The 16,599-nt window shown below is 72.5% G+C and carries 16 protein-coding genes; 8 read left to right on the top strand and 8 right to left on the bottom strand.

Features of this window, described 5'->3' with window-relative positions; genetic code table 11:
* The first annotated feature begins 12 nt into the window (after positions 1 to 12).
* Together BM314_RS20435 and BM314_RS20430 are read left to right on the top strand one after the other, a co-directional pair.
* Positions 13 to 468 (top strand): Rrf2 family transcriptional regulator, encoded by a 456-nt coding sequence (locus BM314_RS20435; protein WP_207904183.1) that lies wholly within the window; start codon positions 13 to 15, stop codon positions 466 to 468.
* 74 nt (positions 469 to 542) lie between these two features.
* Positions 543 to 920 (top strand): PH domain-containing protein, encoded by a 378-nt coding sequence (locus tag BM314_RS20430; protein ID WP_020092393.1) that lies wholly within the window; start codon positions 543 to 545, stop codon positions 918 to 920.
* A 31-nt stretch (positions 921 to 951) separates the two neighbouring features.
* Here the strand turns inward: BM314_RS20430 and BM314_RS20425 are convergent, their stop codons facing one another.
* From BM314_RS20425 to BM314_RS20410, 4 genes are read right to left on the bottom strand one after another with little or no spacing between them, the layout of a single operon-like run.
* A complete protein-coding gene (locus BM314_RS20425) occupies positions 952 to 2,160 on the bottom strand; it encodes a CaiB/BaiF CoA transferase family protein (protein WP_091979858.1) in 1,209 nt (402 codons plus the stop codon).
* An 11-nt stretch (positions 2,161 to 2,171) separates the two neighbouring features.
* Complete coding sequence (locus tag BM314_RS20420) at positions 2,172 to 3,029, bottom strand: IclR family transcriptional regulator (RefSeq protein ID WP_091979856.1); 858 nt, start codon at positions 3,027 to 3,029, stop codon at positions 2,172 to 2,174.
* 8 nt (positions 3,030 to 3,037) lie between these two features.
* Positions 3,038 to 3,775 carry an enoyl-CoA hydratase-related protein gene (locus tag BM314_RS20415; protein WP_056523441.1) on the bottom strand — a complete coding sequence of 246 codons (738 nt, stop codon included), beginning with the start codon at positions 3,773 to 3,775 and terminating at the stop codon, positions 3,038 to 3,040.
* On the bottom strand, positions 3,772 to 4,812 hold the full coding sequence (locus tag BM314_RS20410) for an NAD(P)H-dependent flavin oxidoreductase (protein ID WP_091979854.1): 1,041 nt from the start codon (positions 4,810 to 4,812) through the stop codon (positions 3,772 to 3,774). Before BM314_RS20410 ends, BM314_RS20415 begins: the two co-directional genes overlap by 4 nt.
* A 336-nt stretch (positions 4,813 to 5,148) precedes the next feature.
* Between BM314_RS20410 and BM314_RS20405 the strand changes: the two genes are divergently transcribed.
* The 4 genes from BM314_RS20405 to BM314_RS20390 all read left to right on the top strand — a co-directional run bounded on the left by BM314_RS20405 (position 5,149) and on the right by BM314_RS20390 (position 10,850).
* On the top strand, positions 5,149 to 7,218 hold the full coding sequence (locus BM314_RS20405; protein WP_091979852.1) for a 3-hydroxyacyl-CoA dehydrogenase NAD-binding domain-containing protein: 2,070 nt from the start codon (positions 5,149 to 5,151) through the stop codon (positions 7,216 to 7,218).
* A 14-nt stretch (positions 7,219 to 7,232) separates the two neighbouring features.
* Entirely contained in the window at positions 7,233 to 8,420 is a 1,188-nt protein-coding gene (locus tag BM314_RS20400; RefSeq protein WP_091979850.1) for an acetyl-CoA C-acyltransferase, read from the top strand.
* Positions 8,421 to 8,424: 4 nt separating this feature from the next.
* Entirely contained in the window at positions 8,425 to 9,621 is a 1,197-nt protein-coding gene (locus BM314_RS20395; RefSeq protein ID WP_091979848.1) for an acyl-CoA dehydrogenase family protein, read from the top strand.
* Between the two features lie 74 nt (positions 9,622 to 9,695).
* Positions 9,696 to 10,850: an acyl-CoA dehydrogenase family protein gene (locus BM314_RS20390; protein WP_091979846.1), complete on the top strand. Its 1,155-nt coding sequence runs from the start codon at positions 9,696 to 9,698 to the stop codon at positions 10,848 to 10,850.
* 116 nt (positions 10,851 to 10,966) lie between these two features.
* Here BM314_RS20390 and BM314_RS20385 read toward each other — a convergent pair whose 3' ends face one another.
* The 4 genes from BM314_RS20385 to BM314_RS20370 all read right to left on the bottom strand — a co-directional run bounded on the left by BM314_RS20385 (position 10,967) and on the right by BM314_RS20370 (position 14,120).
* Entirely contained in the window at positions 10,967 to 11,839 is an 873-nt protein-coding gene (locus BM314_RS20385) for a tetratricopeptide repeat protein (RefSeq protein ID WP_020092402.1), read from the bottom strand.
* Positions 11,840 to 12,171: 332 nt separating this feature from the next.
* Positions 12,172 to 13,284, bottom strand: a complete 1,113-nt coding sequence (locus tag BM314_RS20380) for a 5-(carboxyamino)imidazole ribonucleotide synthase (RefSeq protein ID WP_091979844.1) — start codon at positions 13,282 to 13,284, stop codon at positions 12,172 to 12,174.
* Entirely contained in the window at positions 13,281 to 13,781 is a 501-nt protein-coding gene (gene purE / locus BM314_RS20375; RefSeq protein ID WP_020092404.1) for a 5-(carboxyamino)imidazole ribonucleotide mutase, read from the bottom strand. The genes BM314_RS20380 and purE overlap by 4 nt, the downstream gene beginning before the upstream one ends.
* 78 nt (positions 13,782 to 13,859) lie before the next feature.
* Positions 13,860 to 14,120, bottom strand: coding sequence for a YdcH family protein (locus BM314_RS20370; protein ID WP_081636461.1), 261 nt, complete (start codon positions 14,118 to 14,120; stop codon positions 13,860 to 13,862).
* Between the two features lie 131 nt (positions 14,121 to 14,251).
* On the opposite strand from BM314_RS20370, the gene BM314_RS20365 reads away from it, so the two are divergent.
* Both BM314_RS20365 and BM314_RS20360 read left to right on the top strand, forming a co-directional pair.
* The gene (locus BM314_RS20365) at positions 14,252 to 14,434 is read left to right on the top strand and encodes a YdcH family protein (RefSeq protein WP_012318068.1); all 183 of its coding nucleotides are present in this window, start codon (positions 14,252 to 14,254) and stop codon (positions 14,432 to 14,434) included.
* Between the two features lie 205 nt (positions 14,435 to 14,639).
* Positions 14,640 to 16,568, top strand: coding sequence for a propionyl-CoA synthetase (locus BM314_RS20360; protein WP_091979842.1), 1,929 nt, complete (start codon positions 14,640 to 14,642; stop codon positions 16,566 to 16,568).
* Positions 16,569 to 16,599: the final 31 nt, after the last annotated feature.

The raw sequence follows: 16,599 nt of genomic DNA, 5'->3' as shown, positions 1-16,599 counted from the left end.
ATGGATCGACGGGTGCGCACCGACAGCCGCCTCTCCCGAACGCTCCATGTGCTGCTTCACATGGCCCGCCACGACGGACCGATGACGTCCGAAGCGATCGGGCGGATGCTCGGGACGAACCCCGTGGTCGTCCGCCGAACGATGGCGGGGCTCAGAACCGCGGGCTACGTGAAATCGGAGAAGGGGCACGGCGGCGGATGGTCCATCGCGGCGGACCTGAACGCGGTCTCGCTGCTCGACGTTCACCGCGCGGTCGGCGGCCCCCGCATCTTCGCGATCGGCAGCGATCGCGCGAACCCGGCCTGCGCGGTCGAGAAGGTCGTCAACGCGGCGGTCGAGGACACGCTGCGCGAGGCCGAGGCGCTCCTGGTCGCGCGGCTCGGTTCCGTCAGCCTCGCCGAACTCGCGCGAAGCTTCGACGCCCGGTGCCGGCCCGACGGGCCGTCGGACGCCTCGACCTGCGCCTGACGGCGGGCGGTTGCCGCGGCGGCGCTCAGGCGCCATCCTCGGCATCGACGCGGACCAGCACGAGATGAGCGGCCATGGGCCTACTGGACGGATTGCTCGGACACGGCTCGGCCGTCGACGCAGCCTCCCTGGAGCGCCGGCTCGACGGCATCCTGATCGAGGGCGAGACGGCGCGGCTCGCCTTCAAGATCATCCGGGACGTGTTCGTGTTCACCGAGCGCCGCGTCATCCTGATCGACGTCCAGGGCGTGACCGGCAGCAAGGTCGAGTTCCTGTCGGTGCCGTACCGCGCGATCGTGCGTTTCTCGGTCGAGACCGCCGGCACGTTCGACCTCGACGCCGAGTTGAAGATCTGGGTCTCGGGGGCGGCGGAGCCGATCCAGCGCACCCTGAAGAAGGGCGCGGATGTCCGGGGCATCCAGCGGGCCCTCGCCGAGGGCGTGCTGCGTTAGGCCGGGGCGCGCGCCGGCGGGCGGCGGCAGCCTAGCGGACCACGCCCTTGGTCCGCAGGGCGTCGCGCGCGGCCTCGGGGTAGTCCAGGTGCTCGGCCAGGATCTCGGCGCTCGAATCCCCGAGGCCCGGCGGCATGCGGCGCACCGGCAGCCGGCGACCGTCGAGCCGGTAGGGCGGGGCGATGACGTGGGCGTTCGCGGAGGCCGCCTCCGGTGCCGCGACCACCAGCCCGGCTTCCCGGGCGCGGTCGCAGGTGAGCGCCTCGCGCAGGCCCATCACCTCGCCGCAGGGGATGCCCGCCGCCCGGAGCCGCGCGATCAGCGGCGCGCGCTCCCACTTGGCGAGCTCGGCCTCCAGCACGGGGATGAAGGCGGCGCGGTTGCGCGACCGGTCGAGGTTGGTGGCGAAGCGCGGGTCGGCGACCCAGTCCGGCCGCTCCAGCACCTGCTCGCAGAAGCGGCGGTACTGCCCGTTGTTGCCGACCGTGATCACCACCGGCCCGTCGCCGGCCTCGAACACCCCGTAGGGCACGATCGACGGGTGGGCGTTGCCGTAGCGGGGCGGATCGATCCCCCGGGCGAGCGCCTCCAGGCCGTAATAGGAGGTCAGCGCCACGCCGCAATCGAACAGGGCGAGGTCGACGGTCCGGCCGCGCCCGGTCCGCTCCCGCTGGTACAGGGCGGCCAGCACGGCCTGGGCGGCGAACTGGCCGGTGAACAGGTCGACCGCCGCGACCCCGAACTTGAGGGGCGGTCCCCCGGCCTCGCCGTTGAGCGCCATCACGCCGGATTCGCCCTGGACCACGAGGTCGTAGCCGGGCCGGCCGGCCTCGGAGCCGTCGGAGCTGTAGCCGGCGATCGAGCAGTAGATCAGGCCGGAATTCTCCGCCGACAGGTCCGCGTAGCCGAGGCCGAGCTTCTCGGCCCCGCCGGTCTTGAAGTTCTGGACGAGCACGTCGCTCTCGCGGGCGAGCGCCTTGACGATCGCCAGCCCCTCCGGCGTGGCGAGGTCGACGCCGATCGAGCGCTTGTTGCGGTTCACGCTGTCGAAATACGAGGTGTTGCCGGGGCTCGTCGGCACGCCCCAGTCGCGGGTGTCGTCGCCGCGCTCCGGGTGCTCGACCTTGATCACGTCGGCGCCGAGATCGCCCAGCACCTGCGCGCACCAGGGCCCGGCCAGGACCCGGGACAGGTCGAGGACGCGGATTCCGGCGAGCGGCAGGTCGGCAACGGCATCCATCGCGATGGTCCTCAGGCTCCCATGACGCCGTCGAGGCTGCGCACGGCGTCGATCAGTCTCGGGCGCGCCACCTCCAGGAGGAAGCGCGCGTCGGTGATGACGGTGGGGGCACCGCAATTGACCGACATGGGCGGCAGGCCGCCGCCGGGATGGAACCCCACCGCGATGGCGCAGACCGTCTCCTGCCACTCGCCGAACGAGGTGCAGCAGCCGAGTTCCCGGTGCTCCTCCACCGCGCGGTCGAGGCCGGCGCGCAGCACCGGCCAGGCCACGGGATCCAGCGCCTTCAGGTCCTCGTAGATGCCCGCGCGCTCCCGGTCCGGGCAGACCGCCACGTAGGCGCGGCCCATGGCGCTGCGGGCCAGCGAGATGCGCGAGCCGGTGTCGAGGTTGAGCGAGATCGCCGCCGGGCCGCGCTGGCAGTCGACGTAGCGCATGCTGAGCCGGTCCCGCACCCCGAGGCCGACCGAGGCGTTGGCCGCCTCCGCGACCGCGCGCAGCACCGGCCGGGCGATGGCGCGGACGTCGAGGCCGCCCAGGGCGGCCGAGCTCAGCGCGATGGTGGCGGTGCCGAGGCGGTAGCGGCCGAGCTCGGCCATGTGCTGCAGGTAGCCGAGCTTGGTCAGCGTGTAGGTCAGCCGCGACACGGTGGAGCGCGGCAGCCCGCAGGCCTCAGCGATGTCGTGGTTGGCGAGGCTCGTGCGCCCCGGGCCGAAGCAGGCGAGCACCGACAGCCCCCGGGCCAGGGCCGTGACGAAGTGCCGGTCCTCCTTCGCGCCGGCGCCGGCCGCGTCGGGCTCGGCCACGTCGGGCTCGGCCGTGTCGAGCCCGATATCGGATCCGGCGCGCGGGCCGGTCTCCACCTCCATCCGCCCGCTCATCGGCGCAGGAACGCCGCGAAGGCCGCCTGCGCCGCCGGACCGCGGCGGAGGGCGTGGAAGACCTCCGCCTCGGCGTCGAGGGCGCGGGCGACGCTGTCGTCGTGGCCGCGCCGCAGCGCCTGCTTGGTGGCGGCGATCGAGACACGGGGCAGGGCGGCGAGCGCGCGCGCCTTGGCGAGTGCGGTCTCCAGGGCCGTCCCGGCCGGGACGGCGGCGTTGATCAGGCCGGCCGCGGCGGCGTCCGCGGCCGTGAAGGGCTCGCCGAGCATCAGCAGCTCGGCGGCGCGTTTCGATCCCGCCACCAGGGGCAAAAGGTAGCTCGACCCGCCCTCCGGACTGAGGCCCAGGGCCGTGAAGGGCAGGCGGAACCGTGCCCCGTCCCCCGCGTAGGCGAGGTCGCAGTGGAGCAGCAGCGTCGTGCCGATGCCGACCGCGTGGCCCTCCACGGCGGCCACGACCGGGAGCGGGCAGGCGCGCAGGGCCTTGAGGAAGGTGAGGCCGGGACTGTCGCCCCCGGTCTCGACGTCCTGGAAATCCTTGAGATCGTTGCCGGCGGTGAAGCATCCGCCCGCGCCGGTGAGGACCAGGGCGCGCACCTCCGCGTCCCGTCCCGCGGCCTCCAGGGCGTCGGTCAGGCCCGCGTAGGTCGCCCGGTCGAGGGCGTTGCGCCGGTCCGGCCGGTCGATCGTGACGAGCCGGATCCCGGGCTCCGGATCGGCGAGGCGGACGCTCACGGAACGGCCCCGCCGTCGCGGTCTGCGGCGAAATCCGCGGCGTAGTCCGCGGAGCTGCCGGCCGTCCGCGCCCGCGCCGCCGCGTATTCCCGGGCGAGCCGGGCGACGAGGTCGGCGGTCGCCGGCGCGTCCGCGATGGTGCCGACACCCTGGCCGGCGCCCCAGACGTCGCGCCACGCCTTCACGCTGGCGCTGCCGAAGTCCATCGCGGTCTTGTCGCGCACCGGCAGGGCCTCGGGATCGAGCCCGGCGGCGCGGATGCTCGGCGTCAGGTAGTTGCCCGGAACGCCGGTGAAGTAGGGGGTGTAGAGGATGTCGGCGGCCGCGCTGCCGGCGATCATGTCCTTGTAGGCCGCCGCCGCGTTCGCCTCCCGGGTGGCGATGAAGCGGGTGCCCATGTAGGCGAGGTCGGCACCCATGGCCTGGGCCGCCAGGATCGCGGAGCCCGAGGTGATCGCCCCCGACAGGATCAGCGGCCCGTCGTAGAACCGCCGGATCTCGCCCACCAGGGCGAAGGGGCTCAGTGTCCCCGCGTGCCCGCCCGCCCCGGCGCAGACCAGGATTAGCCCGTCGACGCCGGCCTCCAGCGCCTTCTCGGCGTGGCGGACATTGGTGACGTCGTGGAACACCACCCCGCCATAGGCGTGGACCGGGCGGATCACCGCGTCCGGCGCCCGCAGGGAGGTGATGATGATCGGCACCCGGTGCCGGACGCAGGCCTCGACATCCTGCGCCAGCCGGTCGTTGGAGGCGTGGACGATCTGGTTCACCGCGAACGGCGCGATCTTCCGCGACGGGTCGGCGGCGCGGGCCTGCGCGAGCGTCTGCGTGATCCGCGCGAGCCACGCGTCGAGGAGTTCGGCCGGCCGGGCATTCAGCGCGGGAAAGGAGCCGACGACCCCGGACAGGCACTGGGCGATGACCAGCTCCGGGCCGGAGACGATGAACATCGGGGCGCAGATCACCGGCAGGGCGAGCCGGCCGCGCAGGATCTCGGGCAGGCGCCCGCCCGGGTCGCGCTCGGGACCGTCGCTCACCGCCCGCTCCCCGCTGCCGGAACTCGCGCCGGACAGGCGCCCCCGGGCCGCTCGCCCCGATCCTTGCCGCGCACCGCGATCCTCCCCCTGCCTCCGGCGGCCCGGCCTTCGCGCGCCGGGCGGCGTCCGCAACCGAGTCTCATTCAGGGCCGTTGTGATGGCATGGCCCCGGGCCGCGGGTCAAACGGCCGAGGCGATACTTTTCTGCATTGCAGAACAGTTGACCGCACCCCGATGACAGACCTTGCCCGTCCTTGACGCTGGCGGGCACTCGGACCAACATCCCTCCGAAACGCGGACACTTATTCTGCATTGCAGAACAACAGGGAGTATCGGGTGGTTCGTCAGGAGGTCGACGGCGGCGTGGCCGTGCTCACGCTCGCCAACCCGCCGGTCAACGCGCTGGGCGCCGCGCTGCGGGCGGCCCTCGACGAGGTCCTGACGAACGCCATCGCGGACGCGTCGGTCCGGGCCGTCGTCCTGGCCGCGGAGGGCAAGGTGTTCGTCGGCGGCGCCGATATCGGCGAGTTCGGCAAGCCGCAGCACCCGCCGAGCCTGCCGGACATCCTGGACCGGCTCGATGCCAGCCCGAAGCCGGTGGTGGCGGCGATCGGCGGCGCGGCCCTCGGCGGCGGCCTGGAGCTGGCGATGGCCTGCCACGGCCGCGTCGCGTCCCCGTCGGCGCGGATCGGCCTGCCGGAGATCAAGCTCGGGATCATCCCGGGGGCGGGGGGCACGCAGCGCCTGCCGCGGCTGATCGGGCCCGACGCCGCCTTCGCGATGATGCTCACCGGCGAGCCGGTCTCCGCCGAGACGGCGGCGACGCTGGGCATCGTGGACGCCGTGGTGCTCGGCGACCTCGTCGCGGAAGCGCGCACCCGCGCCCTGGAACTCGCCGATTCCGGCGCCCTGCCGCGGGCGCGCGACCGGTCCGAGACGCTGACGCCGGAAGCACGGGAAAAATTCGAGGCGCAGGCCGCGGAGGCGGTGAAGCGCGATCCCGACGCCACCAACGTCCACGCCCTGGCGCGGGCGGTCCGCGCGGGCCTGGAGCGAGATTTCGATGCCGCCGTGGCGGTGGAGCGGGCCGAGTTCCGCACCCTGGTGGAGGATCCGCGCTCGAAGGCCCTGCGCTACGCCTTCTTCGCCGAGCGCGAGGCCGGCCGGGTGCCCGGCCTGCCGAAGGACACGCCCCGCCGCCCCGTCCGCACGGCCGCGGTGATCGGCGCCGGCACGATGGGCGGCGGCATCGCCATGTGCTTCGCCAATGCCGGGATCCCCGTGACGGTGATCGAGACGGAAGAGGGCGCCCTGGCGCGCGGCCTCGACCGGGTGAGGGGGCTCTACGCCGGATCGGAAAAGCGCGGCTCGATCACCGAGGCCCAGCGCGACGAGCGGGTCGGCCGGATCACCGGGGCGCTCGGCCTGGAGAACGCCGGGGAGGCCGACATCGTCGTCGAGGCGGCCTTCGAGGACATGGGCGTCAAGCGCGAGATCTTCACCAAACTCGATCAGGTCGCCAAGCCCGGCGCGATCCTGGCCACCAACACCTCCTACCTCGACGTGAACGCCATCGCGGCGGTGACCAACCGGCCGCAGGACGTGCTCGGCCTGCACTTCTTCAGCCCGGCCAACGTCATGCGCCTCGTCGAGGTGGTCCGTGCGGAGAAAACCGCACCGGACGTGTTGGCCACCGCGCTGGACCTGGGCAAGCGCCTCAACAAGCTGCCGGTGACGGTGGGAGTCTGCTTCGGCTTCGTGGGCAACCGGATGCTGGAGCGCCGCAGCCGGGCCGGCGAGCGGTTGCTGCTCGAGGGCGCGCTGCCCCACGAGGTCGACGCGGCGGTCACTGGCTTCGGCTTCCGGATGGGGCCTTTCGCCATGGCCGACCTCGCCGGGCTCGATATCGGCTGGCGCTCGCGCAAGGATTTCGGCGGTCGGGCGCCGGTGGCGGACTCGCTCGCCGAGCAGGGCCGGTTCGGCCAGAAGACCGGACGCGGCTTCTACCTTTACCCGGACGGCGCCCGCGCCGGCACGCGCGACCCGGAGGTGGAGGCGCTGATCGCGCGCGTCGCCGCCGAGCACGGCGTCGCGCGCCGCAGCTTCACGGCCGACGAGATCGTCGCGCGGCTCATGTACCCGATGGTCAACGAGGGCGCGCGGATCCTGGAGGAGGGCATCGCGGCCCGGCCCGGCGACATCGATACGATCTGGATCAACGGCTACAATTGGCCCGCCTGGCGCGGCGGCCCGATGCACTGGGCCGACACGGTCGGATTGAAGACCGTCGTCGAAGCCTTGTCGCGCTTCGCGGCCGAGACCGGCGACGACAGCCAGGAGCCGGCGCCGCTCCTGAAGAAGCTCGCCGCCGAGGGCGGCAGCTTCGCCGGCCTGAAGAACGCCTGAGCGGGAGAGCGATCATGACCGAAGCGGTGATCGTCTCGACCGCCCGCACGCCCATCGGCAAGGCGCATCGCGGCGCGCTGAACCTCACCCGCGGCGCCGACCTCGCGGCCCACGCGATCCGCGGCGCCCTGGATCGGGCGTCCCTGGAGCCCGCGGCCGTCGAGGAGGTGGTGCTCGGCTGCGGCTATCCCGAGAACGCCACGGGCGGCAACGTCGCCCGCCACGCGGCCCTGGTGGCGGGGATCCCGGTCGAGTCGGCCGGCGTCACGGTCTCGCGCTTCTGCGCCTCGGGCCTGGAGGCGATCGCCAGCGCGGCGCGCCGGATCATCCTCGACGGCGTGCCGGTGGCGGTGGCGGGCGGCGTCGAGTCGATCAGCCTCGTCCAACCGAAGGTCCAGCGGGAGCTGACCCGCAACGCGTGGCTGGAGGCGCATCTGCCGGCGATCTACATGCCGATGATCGAGACCGCCGACATCGTGGCGGAGCGCTATCGGATCTCCCGGGAGGCGCAGGACCACTTCGCCCTGGAGAGCCAGCGACGGACCGCTGCGGCGCAGGAATGCGGGCTGTTCGACGACGAGATTGTCCCGATGAGCGCCGTCATGGCGGTGACCGACAAGGCCACCGGCGAGACCCGGGAGGTCGAGACCCGGCTCGCCAAGGACGAGGGCAACCGCCCGGACACGACCCTGGAGGGGCTGTCCAAGCTCAAGCCCGTGCGCGGGGAGGGGGCCTTCATCACGGCGGGCAATGCCAGCCAGCTCTCGGACGGCGCCTCGGCCAGCGTGCTGATGTCGGCCGACGAGGCGGCGCGGCGCGGCCTCGAACCGCTCGGCATCTTCCGAGGCTTCGCCTCGGCGGGCTGCGGGCCGGACGAGATGGGCATCGGCCCGGTCTTCGCGGTGCCGCGGCTCCTCGAGCGCCAGGGCCTGCGCGTCTCCGACATCGACCTGTGGGAGCTGAACGAGGCCTTCGCGTCCCAGTCGGTCTACTGCCGGGACACGCTCGGGATCGACCCCGAGAAGGTCAACGTCAACGGCGGCGCCATCGCGGTCGGCCACCCGTTCGGCATGTCGGGGGCGCGGCTCGTGGGCCACGCCCTGCTGGAGGGCCGCCGCCGCGGCGCGCGCTACGCCGTCGTGACCATGTGCGTCGCCGGCGGCCAGGGCTGCGCCGGCCTGTTCGAGATCGCCCGGAGCTGAGCCGATGGACCTGCGCTTCACCGACGACGAGATCGCGTTCCGCGACGAGGTCCGGACCTTCTGCAGGACGGAAATCCCGACGGAGATCCGGAAGAAGGTTTCGGAGGGGCGCAGTCTCTCGAAGGAGGACTACGTCACGAGCCAGCGGATCCTCAACGCCAAGGGCTGGGCGGTGCCGCACTGGCCGCAGGAATGGGGGGGCCGGGACTGGACCCCGATCCAGCGCTACATCTACACCGAGGAGCTGTTCCAGGCGGCGGTGCCGCTGCCCCAGCAATTCAACTGCTACATGTTCGGCCCGGTGCTGGCGACCTTCGGGCGGCAGGACCAGAAGGCGCGCTTCCTGCCGCGCGCCGCCAACCTCGACGACTGGTGGTGCCAGGGCTTCTCCGAGCCGGGCGCCGGCTCGGACCTCGCCTCGCTGAAGACCAGGGCGGTGCGCGACGGCGACCACTACGTCGTGGACGGCCAGAAGACCTGGACGACGCTCGGCCAGCACGCCGACTGGATCTTCTGCCTGGTGCGCACCGATTTCGAGGCCAAGAAGCAGCGCGGCATCTCCTTCCTGCTCATCGACATGACGACGCCCGGGATCACCGTGCGGCCGATCCTGACGCTGGAGGGGCGGCACGAGGTCAACGAGGTCTTCTTCGACGCCGTGCGCGTGCCCGTGGAGAACCTAGTCGGCGAGGAGAACCGGGGCTGGGACTACGCGAAGTTCCTGCTCGCCAACGAGCGCACCGGCATCGCCCGGATCGGGCTGACCAAGGAGCGGATCGCCCGCATCAAGCGGCTGGCCCGCGAGATGCCGGCCGGGTCCGGCACGATGTGGGACGATCCCGCCTTCCGCGCCCGCGTCGCGGAGGTCGAGGTCGAGCTGAAGGCCCTGGAGATCACCCAGATGCGGGTGGCGGCCAAGCAGGGAAGGGCGGATTCGGTGGAGCCGGACCCGGCCTCGTCGCTGCTCAAGATCCGCGGCTCGCAGCTCCAGCAGGCGGCGACCGAGCTGCTGGTGGAGCTCGCCGGGCCCTTCGCCCTGGCGGCGCCCGCGCGCGGGGCCGGGGCCAACAACCTGCCCGGCGGCTTCGACTGGGTCGACGCGGCGGCGCCGAGCTACTTCAACAACCGCAAGGTCTCGATCTACGGCGGCTCGAACGAGATCCAGCACAACGTCATCGCCAAGGGCATCCTGGGGTTGTGAGCGGTCGCCTCGCCCCGTCCTCCCCCTCATCCTGAGGTGCCGGGCGCCTCCGACGATTTCCGCGAGGGAACACCATGGATTTCGACCTGAACGAGGACCAGTCGCTCCTGCGCGACAGCGTCGAGCGGCTGGCCGCCGACCTCTACCCGTCGCTGGAGAGCCGGCAGGCGCGCCTCAAGGCGCCCCTCGGCTTCCCCGAGGACGGCTGGGCGGCCTTCGCGGAACTCGGGGTCGCCGGCCTGCCCTTCTCCGAGGACGAGGGCGGCCTCGGCGGCGGCCCGGTCGAGACCATGCTGGTCATGGAGGCGGTGGGCCGCAACCTCGTGGTCGAGCCCCTGCTCGCGAGCCTCGTGCTGGGCTCGACGGCCCTGCGGCTCGGCGGCAGCGCCGCGCAGCGGGAGCGCCTCGTCCCGGGACTCGTCGCCGGCGACCTCCGCCTGACCCTCGCCCACACCGAGCGCCAGTCCCGCTACGACCTCGCCGACGTGGCGACGACCGCCCGGCGCTCCGGCGAGGGCTACGTGCTGAGCGGGGCGAAGAGCGTCGTGCCCAACGCCGACGCGGCCGGCCTGATGGTGGTCTCGGCCCGCGTCTCGGGCGAGCGGCGCGACCCGAGCGGGATCGGCCTGTTCCTCGTCCCGACCGACGCCCCCGGCGTCGCCATCGAGGCCTACCCGACCCAGGACGGCGGCCGGGCCGCCGAGGTGTCCTTCTCCGACGTGACGCTCCCGGCCGACGCGGCGCTCGGCGACCCGGAGGGCGGCCTGCCGCTCCTGGAGCGGGTGGTGGAGCACGGGATCGCGGCGCTCGCCGCCGAGGCGGTGGGCTCCATGGACGCGCTCCACAAGCTCACGGTGGAGTACCTCAAGACCCGCAAGCAGTTCGGCGTCAGCGTCGGCTCGTTCCAGGCGCTGCAGCACCGCGCCGTCGACATGCTGATCCAGCTTGAGCAGGCCCGCTCCATGGCGCTCTACGCCGCCATGATGGTGGACACACCCGAGCCGCGCGCGCGGGCGGCGGCCCTGTCGGCCGTGAAGGTGCAGATCAACAAGGCCTGCCGCTACGTCGGCCAGGAGGCGGTGCAGCTCCACGGCGGCATCGGCATGACGCTCGAGTATATCGGCGCCCACCACTTCAAGCGGCTCGCCATGATCGAGTACCAGCTCGGCGACACCGCCCACCACCTGCGCCGGATCACGCAGGACGAGAACGGCCTGCTGGCGGCGTAGTTCGCCTCAGGCGCTGGCACCGTCCCTGCGGGCGGAGCGGAGCGATCCGGTGGCGCCGCGCGCGAACGTGTCGCGCTGCCCCGGGCCGCCTCGCTCCGCGCGCGATGACGGAGCGATCAGTTGAACAGCGTGCCGACCCCGCCCTGGACGCGGCCGAGGCCGGCCCGCGCGACGGTGTTGTTGGGGTCGATCGTCGAGGCGCGCTGGTAGTTCTCCATCGCCTCCTTGCGCTGGCCCTGCTTCTCGTAGGCGAGGCCCCGATAGGCCCAGGAGGTGGCGTCCTTGGCATTCACGTTGAGCGCGGCGTTGTAGTCCTCAATCGCCTTCGCGTACTGGTTGGTCGCGATCAGGCTCTGGCCGCGGGCCGCGTAGGGCGCGGCCACGAACGGGTCGCGGTCGATGGCGGCGTCGAAATCGGCGATCGCCTGGGTGTCCTGGCCCTGCTTCTGCTTCACGAGGCCGCGGGCATGGTACGCCTGCGCGGATTCGGGGCTCAGGCGGATCGCGACGTTGAGGTCGTTCAGCGCCTGGTCGAGGTTGCCCTGCGCGCGCTCGACATTGGCCCGGCCGATATAGGCCGGCCCGTAATTCGGATCGATCCCGATCGCCTTGGAGAAGTCCTGCAGCGCCGGGCCGTCGCGGCCGATCTGGCGGTTCGCCAGGGCGCGGTTGTTGTAGGCGGAGGCGGAGTTCGGATCGAGCTGGATCGCCTTGGTGAAGTCGCCGATGGCGTCGTTGAACTGGCCGGCGCGGGCGTAGGCGGCGCCGCGGGTGTTGTAGGCCGCCGCATCGTTCGGGTTGCGCTGCACGACCTCGGTCAGGGAGGCGATGTTGACGTTCGTGGCGCCGGTCGTGTCCTTCTCCAGGACCGCGTATTGCCGCGGGCCGGCCGCGCTGCCGACGGTCTCGCAGCCCGCGAGGCCGGCAGCCGAGACCAAGGCCGCGCCGATCAGTGCCGTCTTCCGTCCCAGCCGGTTGCGTACGTTCATTGCCCCACTCTCCCCGAGGCGTCGCCCGCTCCGCGCGCGCCCGCCCCGCCCCTCACAGTCCAAGAGCCCGCGCCGAGCGCCGGGCACGCCCGAGTTCGGGGCACCGTCGCGCATCACGGTGAAGGCCGGCTTAAGAAGCGCCGCGTCGTGATCCGGCCCCGCCGGTCCCGGCGGGACCGGAGCGGTGCGGGCGGGCTCGAGCGGCAGCATTCGGAACCGACCACGGTGTCGTGGAAGCGGCGGGATGTGGCGAAGGTATGGCTCGACCGTTCCGCGGGACCGCGAACGGCCTTCCGGCGGTCATGCGGCGACGCGGGTGTGCCCTCGAAGCCTCAGGATCCGGTCGGGCCAGGCCCGAGACGCGTGACGTGGCCCATCTTCCTGCCGGGGCGCGCCTCGCCCTTGCCGTACAGGTGCAGGTGGGCGCCGGGCTCGGCCAGCAGGGCGTGCCAGTCGTCGGCCTGGGCGCCGATCAGGTTGCGCATCTCGACGGGCAGGCCGCCGACCCGGCCCGCATCGCCCAGCGGCCAGCCGCAGACGGCGCGCACGTGCTGGGCGAACTGCGAAGTCAGCGCGCCCTCGCTGGTCCAGTGGCCGGAATTGTGCACCCGGGGCGCGATCTCGTTGACCACGAGCCGCTCCGCCCCGTCCTCGCGGACGAGGAACATCTCGACGGCGAGCACGCCGACATAGTCGAGGGCGTCGGCGATCCGCCGGGCGATCTCGACGGCGGCGCGGCCCGTTTCGGCGGACACGCCGGGCGCCGGCACCCGGGTCAGGGCGAGGATGTGGTCGCGGTGCTCGTTCTCGCAGAGGTCGTAGGCCGCGAAGCTGCCGTCGCGCCCGCGCGCGCCCACCACCGAGACCTCGCGCTCGAACGGCACGAAGCCCTCCAGGATCAGCGGCGCGCCGCCGAACTCGGCGAACAGGGCATTGCGGTCGCCCTCGGCCCGCTCGCGGAGCATGCGCTGCCCCTTGCCGTCGTAGCCGAAGCGGCGGGTCTTGAGCACGGCCGGCAGGCCGATCACCTCGATCGCCCGGTCGAGGTCGTCGGGCGTGTCCACCGCCCGGAACGGCGCCGTCGGAATGCCCAGGCCGTTGATGAACTCCTTCTCGGAGAGCCGGTCCTGCGTGGTCGAGAGCGCGCGCGCGTTCGGGTGCAGGACGGCGTGCCGGGCGAGGACGTCGGCGGTTGCGTGCGGGATGTTCTCGAACTCGTAGGTCACGACGTCGACGCCGCGGGCGAAATCCGCCAGCGCCGCGGCGTCGTCGTAGGCCGCGCAGGTGGTCCGGGCGGCCACGTCGAAGGCGGGGCTGTCCGCGTCGGGCGCGTAGACATGCGCCTTGAGGCCGTAATCGGCCGCCGCGAGCGCGATCATGCGCCCGAGCTGGCCCCCACCGACGATGCCGAGGATGGAGCCGGGGCCGAGGATCTTGTCCGTCACGCGTTCTCTTCCGTCACCGGCCGTTCGGCCACCGAGGCGCTCTGGGCCGCGCGCCACGCCTCCAGGCGCTCCGCCAAGTCCGGGTCGGTCAGCGCCAGGACGGCGGCGGCGAGCAGGGCCGCGTTCACCGCCCCGGCCCGGCCGATCGCCAGGGTCCCCACCGGGATGCCGGCCGGCATCTGGACGATGGAGAGCAGGCTGTCCTGGCCGGAGAGGGCCTTCGACTCCACCGGCACGCCGAAGACCGGCAGGCGGGTCATCGCGGCCGCCATGCCGGGCAGGTGCGCGGCGCCGCCCGCACCGGCGATCACCACCTTGAGGCCGGCTGCGACCGCGCCCTTGGCGAAGGCGACGAGCCGGTCCGGCGTGCGGTGGGCCGACACGATGCGCGCGTCGTAGGGTACGCCGAGCGCGTCGAGCGTCTCGGCGGCATGACGCATGGTCGCCCAGTCGGACTGGCTGCCCATGATGATCGCGACCGGAGGAGGCGACGCCATCGTTGATCCCGGCAAAAGAGGGCGCTTACAGGCGGCGCGGGCCTGCGGCAAGGCGGGGCCGGAGGGCGTCCACCGGCATCAGGCGATGATGTCCGGCGTGAGCGCGTCCTCGATGTGATAGATGCGGTCGCGCAGCGTGAGCTTGCGCTTCTTCAGGCGCTGGATCTGGAGCTGGTCCCCGGCAACGCTGCGCTCCAGCGCCTCGATGGCGCTGTCGAGATCCCGGTGCTCCTCGCGCAGCCGCGCCAGTTCGCCCAGGAGGTCCGACTGCGCACCCTCACCCGCCTCGTCCGCCATCGTCACCTGAGAACCCGAAGACCGTTCGTCGCCCGAGAGCATGCGTCACGCTCCGGCGCCGGACAAGGCGGCGCGGTAAGCAATCATCAGACTTAGCAGCAGAAAACGCTTCGACAGGTCCGGCATCCTGTGCCAATCTCGTTGTGTCGAAACGATGACAGGAGATTCGACTCATGTCGCTGCAGACGCATCTGAACCAACTCGCCCGGAAGCACGAAGCCCTCGAGCGCGAGATTCAGGAAGCGATCCACAGACCTTCGGCGAACGACCTCCACATCGCCGAGCTGAAGCGACGGAAACTCCTCCTCAAGGACGAGATCAACAAGCTTCAGGCGGGCAACGACACGTTGCACTGACGCCTGAGACGTCCAATCCGATAGCGAATTCACGCTGACGACCGCCGCATCGGGAGCCCCGGTGCGGCGGTTTTCTCATGGGGGGCACCGAGCCGCGGCCGTCACGCCCGTGGCCACTCCCTCCCGTGGCCACTCCCGTGCGCGCGAGAATGGGCTACTCTGCGACCCGCCGCCGGAGAGCGGTCCGCGAGGAAACGCCCAACCGATGACGAGAGCCAGCCTGCCGGGCCGCTACCCGGAGATCTACGAATCGGCCTGCCGCGACCCCGAGGCGTTCTGGCTCGGTGCGACGCGGGCCCTCGACTGGGCGCGGGCGCCGGAGCGGGCCTTCGCGCCGGATTCCGGCCCCTACGGACGCTGGTTCCCGGACGGCACCCTGAACGCCTGCCACAACGCGGTGGACCGCCACGCGGACGGGGCCCGGGCGGATCAGGTGGCGATCCGCTACGACTCGCCCGTGACCGGGACCAAGCGCAGCATCACCTACCGGGCGCTGCGCGACGAGGTGGCGGTGCTGGCCGCCGTGCTGGCCGACCTCGGCGTCGGCAAGGGCGACCGGGTGATCCTGTACATGCCGATGGTGCCCGAGGCGCTGTTCGGCATGCTGGCCTGCGCCCGGCTCGGCGCGGTTCACTCGGTGGTGTTCGGCGGCTTCGCGGCCAACGAGCTGGCGGTGCGGATCGAGGACGCGGCGCCGAAGGTGGTGCTCGCCGCCTCCTGCGGGATCGAGCCGAACCGCGTGGTCGCCTACAAGCCGCTCCTCGACGCGGCGATCGCGGCCTCGCGGCACAAGCCGGAGGCCTGCCTGATCCTCCAGCGCCCGCAAGGGCCCGCGACCCTCGTCGCGGACCGGGATCGCGACTGGGGTGAGACCGTGGCGGCCGCCCGGACGGCGGGGCGGAGCGCGGCGTGCGTGCCGGTCGCCGCCACCGACCCGCTCTACGTCCTCTACACCTCCGGCACGACCGGGAAGCCGAAGGGCGTGGTCCGCGATACCGGTGGCTACCTCGTCGCCATGGCCTGGTCGATGCCGAACCTCTACGGCGTCCAGCCCGGCGAGACCTACTTCTGCGCCTCCGACATCGGCTGGGTCGTCGGTCATTCCTACATCGTCTACGCGCCGCTCCTGCACGGCTGCACCACGGTCCTCTACGAGGGAAAACCTGTCGGCACGCCCGATGCCGGTGCCTTCTGGCGGGTGGTCGCCGAGTACGGGGTGGTCTGCCTGTTCACCGCGCCCACGGCCCTGCGGGCGATCAAGAAGGAGGATTCGAAGGGCGCCCGGATCGCCGATCACGACCTCTCGGCCTTCCGCAGCCTGTTCCTGGCGGGCGAGCGCGCTGACCCCGACTCGGTCGCCTGGGCCGAGCGCGTATTGGGCCGACCGGTCGTCGACCACTGGTGGCAGACCGAGACCGGCTGGCCGATCGCCGGCAACCCGATGGGCCTCGGCCTCCTGCCGGTGAAGCACGGCAGCACCTGCGTGCCGATGCCGGGTTACCGGGTCGAAGTCCTGGACGAGGGCGGGAAGCCGGTTCCGGCGGGGACCATGGGCACCATCGCGATCCGCCTGCCCCTGCCGCCCGGCTGCCTGCCGACCCTCTGGGGCTCGGACGACCGTATGCGGTCGAGTTACCTCGCCACCTTCCCGGGCTACTACGACACGTCGGATGCCGGGGTGATCGACGCCGACGGCTACATCACGGTCCTGGGACGGACCGACGACATCATCAACGTCGCGGGCCACCGTCTGTCCACCGGCGGCATGGAGGCGGTGCTGGCGAGCCACCCGGACGTGGCGGAATGCGCGGTCATCGGCATCCGCGACGCGCTGAAGGGAGAGGTGCCCTGCGGGTTCGTGGTGCTGAAGGCCGGCGTCGCCCGGCCGACCGAGACGATCGAGCGGGAACTCGTCGCCAAGGTGCGGGACGAGATCGGCCCGGTGGCGGCCTTCAAGCTGGCGCTGACCGTGCCGCGGCTGCCCAAGACCCGGTCGGGGAAGATCCTGCGGGCCACGATGAAGCGCATCGCCGATCACGAGCCGTGGACGATGCCGGCGACGATCGACGACGCGGCGGCCCTCGACGAGATCGGCGACAGCCTGAAGGACCGGGAGATCGGCGCGGACCGGTAGGGTGCCGGACCGCGCCGCTTGCGCGTTGACG

The organism is Methylobacterium sp. 13MFTsu3.1M2 (assembly GCF_900112625.1).
Classification (GTDB): domain Bacteria; phylum Pseudomonadota; class Alphaproteobacteria; order Rhizobiales; family Beijerinckiaceae; genus Methylobacterium.
The sequence above is the reverse complement of the archived record's forward strand: the minus strand, read 5'-3'. Positions and strand labels throughout refer to the sequence as shown.